The following is a 6,932-nucleotide window of genomic DNA, read 5'->3' as shown; positions in this document are numbered from 1 at the left end:
TGTATTAGGCACGCCGCCAGCGTTCGTCCTGAGCCAAGATCAAACTCTCCAAAAAAGTTTGTATCATGTCGACACCAATCAACATGATCCGTCTTAGCTTCGCAGAAAACTGGCTTCTGCTTGTATTTCTTCAAAAAACAGAAAGTCTGTTTTTCCTTGACATACTAGTTGTTTTGTTCAGTTTTCAAAGAGCAATTTGTTTTTCGTCGTTTTTTTCAGCGACTTTTATATCTTACCATCTTCGCAATGCTTTGTCAATAACTTTTTTCATTTTGTTTTTAACTGATAAAAGCTGTTGATTGCCGTCGAATTTGGCGACTTGATTAATATATCACACAACCGATTATGTTGTCAACAATTATTTGTGTGATAGTTGTCGTTAAATCAACATGATTTTTGCGACGGATTTAAATTTACCATGGATGAAATATAAAGTCAATGTAAATTTTGAATTTCTTTATTAAAATTAAATAAAGCTACCTGCACCGTATTAACAGCATTTCTAGGGGTGCGATATATCGTAGGCCATTACAATACTATGCAGGAAAGCTTTAGAGAGTTCCTCACTTCTTAACGACATACTTTCTGTGATAAACGCCAATCCCTTTGGTCTGTTCCTTTACTGTAACAAGTAATCCTTTTTCCACCATAAAAGAAATAACAGCTGTTAGATCAAGAGAATAAGAAGAAGTCTCCGGCAACGTTTTTAGCTGGACATAAGACCAAGACTCTTCCCCCATAATCTCTAATAAATGCTTAACAGAAGTCTTTACCCTGTTACTAATAATGAAGTCCATGGCAAGTAACATTAACTGGATTCTTTTCTTTATTTCTTCACGACTTTCAATAAACTCTTCATATAACTTATATACTTCAAGGTCAATTTGTTTCACCTGGCTCCAAACCGTTACCTCTGGATAATAACCTTTTTCGATCACAGCTAGTCTCGCTAAATAATGAAGGGAATAAAGAATCTTACTGTTGGCATCTTTATATTCCTCTGTCTCATACAAGTCTTTCGCTTCACTATAGCTCTTTACCAGTTTCCCAAACTCTATCGCTTTTCTCAGATCGCGCTTTTCATTTGGGAAATCCCGCAATTGGTTCTTTAAGTTATAGACATACTCATTACGGTCAAAAATTACTCTACCATAAATCACCCATTCAACAGCCCTACGATATCCACTTGTATCAATCCATTCCATTAATACTGACTCTGTTACAATATGCACAGCTGCAGATCTTTCGTCCTCGAATTCATAATGCTTTGCTTGCCACTGCTGTTCCGCGTTTTGCACAATAATAAGTAAAATCCCATCAAAGTCTTCGGTCACTGGACTATTAGACTTCGTTCTTTCCATCAGAATAATTCCCAATGTATTTGCATCACTCGCGTGTTCCTGATAAATAGGTCTTAAAAATCGCTCCATACCTTTTCCTCCAATTAAACAATGTCTTTAATACTTTTCTATATAAGGATAAGAAGTTATTATATTTAAAATTACATTATAGTACAATTCGTTACATATAGATAAATTCCTTTTTATGAAATAAAAAATTCGTGAAATATGCTATACTACCTATGAAAGTATGAAGGAGGAACAAGCGTGGCTCAATTAGTTTACTCTAGTAAAATAAATAAGATAAGATCCTTTGCGCTCATTCTAGTATTTGCCGGTATTCTTTTAATGTATGGTGGAATATTAACCAAAAACATTGAATGGTTAATGCTGATCTTTTTCCTTCTCGGTGTTTTAATGGTTGTTTTAAGTTGTGCGGTATATATATGGATTGGCACCTTATCGCTCAAAGCTGTGCCCATTGTGTGCCCAAATTGCGAAAAGCCAACGAAAATGCTTGGACGAGTAGATGCTTGCATGCATTGTAAGCAACCTCTAACACTGGACAAGAACCTTGAAGGAAAAGAATTTGATGAAAAATATAATACACGCCGTTATCAAAAAGAATCTAAAAAGAATAAGTAGTTGAGATGCCGCCATAATGGCGGCTTTTTGTTTGCTTGGCTATTTAAGACAAGCTATCCTATACGTTCCTCCTCACCATTATAATAACAACAGCCGCTTAGAGCATTTCTGGTATAATAAAACCAACCAATATTCAATAGAATAAAGAGGTGTAAAAACAAATGATACTCCTTATTGACAACTATGATTCCTTTACATATAACCTCGTACAATATATGAAACAACTAAACTATACTGTTCTGGTAAAACGAAATGATGCCATTGAAATAGAAGAAATTCACCAGCTATCCCCTGAATGTATTGTTCTTTCTCCTGGCCCAGGCCATCCAGACGAAGCAGGGATCTGTTTAAACGTAATCAAACATTTCTATAAAAATATTCCAATCTTAGGCATCTGTCTTGGCCATCAAGCTCTTGCTAGAGCCTTTGGGAGTAATGTTATTCCCGCCGAGCAACCAATGCATGGAAAAGTTTCTACCATTAAACATGACGGTAAGGGTATTTTCAATTTACTCCCTTCTCCCTTGCAGGTAACTCGTTACCATTCTTTAATCGTGGAAAAAGAGACCTTAGCTGACTGCCTGGAAATAACGGCACAAACAAACAAAGGGGAAATCATGGGTCTTCGTCATAAGCAGTATCCATTGGAAGGAATTCAGGCACATCCAGAAGCCATTCTCACCGAACAAGGACTCGAGATGTTAGATAACTTTATAAAGATTAAGGGAGTGAAGCGTTGTGAGGCCTCAGTTATACTTTGATTTTCTTAGTGGTGAAGGAGTTAAATCGCCCAAGCATTTCACCAATCCAACCGACATAATCAGCGCTTCTTCTATTGAAGAGGTCCTACCTTGCTTAAAAAGGGTGCAACAAGCTGTCAATAATGGTTCCTATGCTGCGGGGTATGTTTCCTATGAAGCCGCGCCCGCTTTTGATCCTACATATAAAGTAAATCCGAGCGTTAATCAACCACTCGTTTGGTTTGGGATATTTGATCATCCTAGTAAAGAAAGCTTTACGGCCACAGGAAAATATGAAACAGCAAAATGGACCCCTCTTACAGGAAAAGATGTGTACGTTCAAAACATCAGTCGCATTAAGGAAGCAATCCGACGAGGAATTACCTATCAAGTGAACTATACCATTCGTATGCTCAGTCAATTTAGTGGGGACAGTATCGCATACTATAAACAACTAGCTGAGGCACAGACTTCTAACTATAGTGCGTATATTAACGATGGCAAACATACGATGATATCTGCTTCACCCGAATTGTTTTTTCATCTAAAAGACAAGACTATCTTCACGAAGCCGATGAAAGGCACTGCGTCGAGAGGAAATACATTACCGCTGGATATCCAACAAAAGGATTGGCTTTATCATTCGGCCAAAAATAGGGCAGAGAACGTAATGATTGTGGACTTACTACGAAACGACCTTGGAAGAATAGCAAAGCCAGGCACCGTTAAGGTACCAAAGCTTTTTTCCATCGAATCGTATCCAACCGTCCACCAAATGACCTCCACTGTAACTGCAGAACTGGAAGAAACGGTCGAGTTACCGGATGTGTTTAAAGCATTGTTCCCTTGTGGATCCATTACAGGAGCACCAAAAGGAAGTACGATGCAAATAATTACGGAGCTCGAGGAACAGCCACGAAATGTTTATTGTGGTGCTATTGGGTACATCACACCAGACATGGAAGCTATTTTTAATGTACCAATACGTACTGTGATCCTAGATAATGAAGAAGGTAACGCTACGTACGGGGTTGGTGGCGGGATTACGTGGGACTCTGAATCCGAGGAAGAGTATGGCGAGGTTCTCACAAAATCAAAAATTCTACGTACAAATCACAACCATTTTCAATTATTGGAGAGTATTGGATACGCTGACGGAGAATTTCTAGTACTCGAAAACCATTTGAAACGGCTAAAAAAATCAGCTGACTATTTTAACTTTCAAGTAGACTTAGTTGAAATTAGAAAAGAACTAACGAATTTGCAACAACAACTTACCGAAGAAACAAAATGGAAAATTCGCTTACTTGTTAGTCGGGACGGAAGTATCCAGTTAGAATCCCAGCCATTAAAAGAGTCAACTCTCCCTTTCAGAATTGAATTGGCCGCCGTCCCTGTAGATAAGGACAATCTATTTCTATATCACAAAACAACGAACCGTTCTGTTTATCAAGCATTGTTCCAATACGCTGGAGAAAAAGCAAACGACCTTCTCTTATGGAATCACGCAAACGAAATCACCGAATGTACCACTGGAAACATTGTCGTAGAAATTGACGGTAACTTCTACACACCACCTGTAAAATGTGGGCTTCTACCTGGTACATATAGAGAAGATCTACTTGACAGAGGCATCATACATGAACGGGTCATCTATAAACAAGAAATGAAACAATGCACCGGTTTCTGGATGATAAATAGTGTCCGGGGATGGGTTCCTATAGAAATCACCGGGATATAGAAGAACTACACCTACAAATAAGCTACTTTCTTTCCTCCAGTACATTATGAAGGAAAGAAAGTAGCTTATTCTTTTTAACTATAAACCTAATGCCTTCTGACTCATCTATTTGCCTATACAAAAACACTTCCGATTAGTACTTCATTTGTCTGTACCATTCGAAAGTGTTCTATAGTCGTTCAAATAATTTGGTTAATCTACTTCTAAAATAAGAATTGCAGCTTTTATTAATCAATGTTTTTGTGTAGCAACTTCCTGACAGTCCTCGCACTTACCATAAACTTCCAAGCGGTGATGACTAACATCAAAGCCGGTTACCTGTTCAGCTAATGCTTCCACTTCATCCAGCGAAGGATAATGGAAATCCACTATTTTGCCGCAAGAATCGCAGATGATGTGATAATGTTCCGTAGTATTACAGTCAAATCTGCTTGAGGAATCCCCGTAGGTTAGCTCCCTGACAAGACCAATTTCACGCAACACCCGAAGATTGTTATAAACAGTTGCCACACTCATATTAGGAAATTTTCCTTCGAGTGCTTTATATATATCATCAGCTGTAGGGTGAACCATTGCATTTAGAAGATATTCCAAAACCGCATGTCGTTGTGGTGTGATCCGGACGCCTGACTCCTTTAATGTATCAATTGCCTTTTTTAATTGTTTCTCAGACACCGTCATCCACCTCTCTTTTATATTTTATACAATTATAAGTACATTATTAGTTTATAATCTTTATAAATAGTGTACGCTCTCATAACTAATTCTGTCAATAAAAGTATATGAAGACATGCAAATAATTATGAGTCCTTGTACAAATAAGAAAAGCATAGAGTGCCCATGGAGCAGGAAACATAATACGAAAACAATAAATTTACAATTTATCCCAAACGAAAAGAGTGAGCATTATACATCTGCTCTTAAGTGAGATTCTGTCCGACCTAACTGCTTATTTACATAGCGTGCAGCTACAAAAAGATAATCCGATAGGCGATTTAGATAGGATACGACAAGTGGATTCACTTCTTCCACCCCAATTGCTGTTCTTTCTGCTCGGCGTGCCACAGTTCGAGCTGCATGCAAGGCACTGGCAGCACGATGGCCAGACGGAAGAATAAAGTTTTTTAATGGCTCAAGTGTTGCGTCCCACTCATCAATTTCCTTTTCCAATTCCTCAATGTGTTCCTGTTTTAGCTTCCAGGTCACTTCTTTATCCTGTGGTGTCGCCAATTCCGCCCCTACATGAAATAGGATCGTTTGGACGCGCTGCATTCTTTTAAGGAAAATGTCTTTCCCTTCAAACGCTTCTTCGTCCAGAAAGCTCACCCCAAGTCCTATCATGGAATTCGTCTCATCACATGTACCATAAGCTTCTACCCGTAAATCGTTTTTTGCTACCCGCTTTCCGTAAATTAGAGAAGTTTGCCCCTTATCACCTGATCGTGTATAAATACGCATGCTTAATACCCCCTGGTTACGTCTATTTCATTCACATAATTTTTCTTCTCATTATTATAGATAAAAAGGTTCTCTTGGAAAATTTCCAAAGCTCGTGCTTCATAGTGTCTAGAGCTCGCAGATATATGTGGGGTTAAGGTAATAAATTCGTTATCCCATAATGGATCGTCTGCTGGTAATGGCTCCTGTTCAAATACATCTAGTACAGCATGAGCGATTTGCCCTTGCTCTACTCCACGAATAATTTCAGCTGATGCAATGACATCCCCTCTCCCCATATTCAGGAACAAAGCATGATTAGGCAATGCCTCCAGGTGACCGTAATGGAGTATTCCTCTAGTTTCATTCGTACTTGGCAAAATAGAGATAAAAATATCTGCCTTGGGAAGGAGTGATGGCAAAGCATCCATTTGATGTACTTCATCAAAGAAATCAATTGATGCTCCGCTTCTTGATACCCCGATCGTTTTTACTTGGAACACCTTGGACATTTTTGCTACTTCTTGTCCTATTGCTCCAGCTCCTAGTACGACCATGGTTTTTCCATGAAGTTCTTCCATTTGTAGATGCTTTGCCCATTGATGACTTTTTTCATGATCAATAAGCTTTTTCGTTTGTCTGTATACTTGTAAAATCATCGAAATAGCATACTCCGCCATGGGAATCCGGTGAATGCCACGTGCATTTGTGACGAGTATCGCCCGCTTCTTGATTGCCTCTAACGGCATTTTTTCCATTCCTGCCGAAATTACCATAATCCATTTCAATGATGTTGCTTCATTGATTAGTTCTTCTGTAAGGTCCTCTCCGTATGTTACAAGGATGTCTGCTTTTGGGAGAGTCTCTCTCGCTTCATCCATATTCGCACAAAAAATAAATTGGTGTGTCGGGTTTGCTTTTATTAACTTTTCTTGTAGCTTGTTTTCCACCTTACTTGAAAATAAAATCATAGATTTTCCCCCGTATATGTTCTTACATTTATAGTAAAACTTTTTTGGTTCATTGAAC

General features: G+C 38.5%; 7 protein-coding genes. 3 read left to right on the top strand and 4 right to left on the bottom strand.

Annotated elements, in window-relative coordinates; genetic code table 11:
* Positions 1-563 precede the first annotated feature (563 nt).
* The gene (locus ACTWPF_RS16755; protein WP_443149874.1) at positions 564-1,430 is read right to left on the bottom strand and encodes a nucleotidyltransferase-like protein; all 867 of its coding nucleotides are present in this window, start codon (positions 1,428-1,430) and stop codon (positions 564-566) included.
* A gap of 177 nt (positions 1,431-1,607) precedes the next feature.
* Here ACTWPF_RS16755 and ACTWPF_RS16750 point away from each other — a divergent pair, with 177 nt between their 5' ends.
* The 3 genes from ACTWPF_RS16750 to pabB all read left to right on the top strand — a co-directional run bounded on the left by ACTWPF_RS16750 (position 1,608) and on the right by pabB (position 4,466).
* Positions 1,608-1,985 carry a YgzB family protein gene (locus ACTWPF_RS16750; protein ID WP_443149873.1) on the top strand — a complete coding sequence of 126 codons (378 nt, stop codon included), beginning with the start codon at positions 1,608-1,610 and terminating at the stop codon, positions 1,983-1,985.
* 161 nt (positions 1,986-2,146) lie between these two features.
* A complete protein-coding gene (locus tag ACTWPF_RS16745; RefSeq protein ID WP_443149872.1) occupies positions 2,147-2,746 on the top strand; it encodes an anthranilate synthase component II in 600 nt (199 codons plus the stop codon).
* A complete protein-coding gene (pabB, locus tag ACTWPF_RS16740) occupies positions 2,724-4,466 on the top strand; it encodes an aminodeoxychorismate synthase component I (protein ID WP_443149871.1) in 1,743 nt (580 codons plus the stop codon). Before ACTWPF_RS16745 ends, pabB begins: the two co-directional genes overlap by 23 nt.
* 231 nt (positions 4,467-4,697) lie before the next feature.
* On the opposite strand, the gene perR is transcribed toward pabB, so the two are convergent.
* The 3 genes from perR to ACTWPF_RS16725 form a co-directional block, all read right to left on the bottom strand.
* A complete protein-coding gene (perR, locus tag ACTWPF_RS16735) occupies positions 4,698-5,147 on the bottom strand; it encodes a peroxide-responsive transcriptional repressor PerR (RefSeq protein ID WP_058949674.1) in 450 nt (149 codons plus the stop codon).
* Between the two features lie 225 nt (positions 5,148-5,372).
* Positions 5,373-5,924 carry a cob(I)yrinic acid a,c-diamide adenosyltransferase gene (locus ACTWPF_RS16730; protein WP_036577474.1) on the bottom strand — a complete coding sequence of 184 codons (552 nt, stop codon included), beginning with the start codon at positions 5,922-5,924 and terminating at the stop codon, positions 5,373-5,375.
* A 2-nt stretch (positions 5,925-5,926) separates the two neighbouring features.
* Positions 5,927-6,874, bottom strand: coding sequence for a D-2-hydroxyacid dehydrogenase (locus tag ACTWPF_RS16725; RefSeq protein ID WP_443149870.1), 948 nt, complete (start codon positions 6,872-6,874; stop codon positions 5,927-5,929).
* Positions 6,875-6,932: the final 58 nt, after the last annotated feature.

It is taken from the genome of Oceanobacillus sp. M65 (assembly GCF_052246275.1).
Taxonomy (GTDB): domain Bacteria; phylum Bacillota; class Bacilli; order Bacillales; family Amphibacillaceae; genus Oceanobacillus_B; species Oceanobacillus_B jordanicus.
The sequence above is the reverse complement of the archived record's forward strand: the minus strand, read 5'-3'. Positions and strand labels throughout refer to the sequence as shown.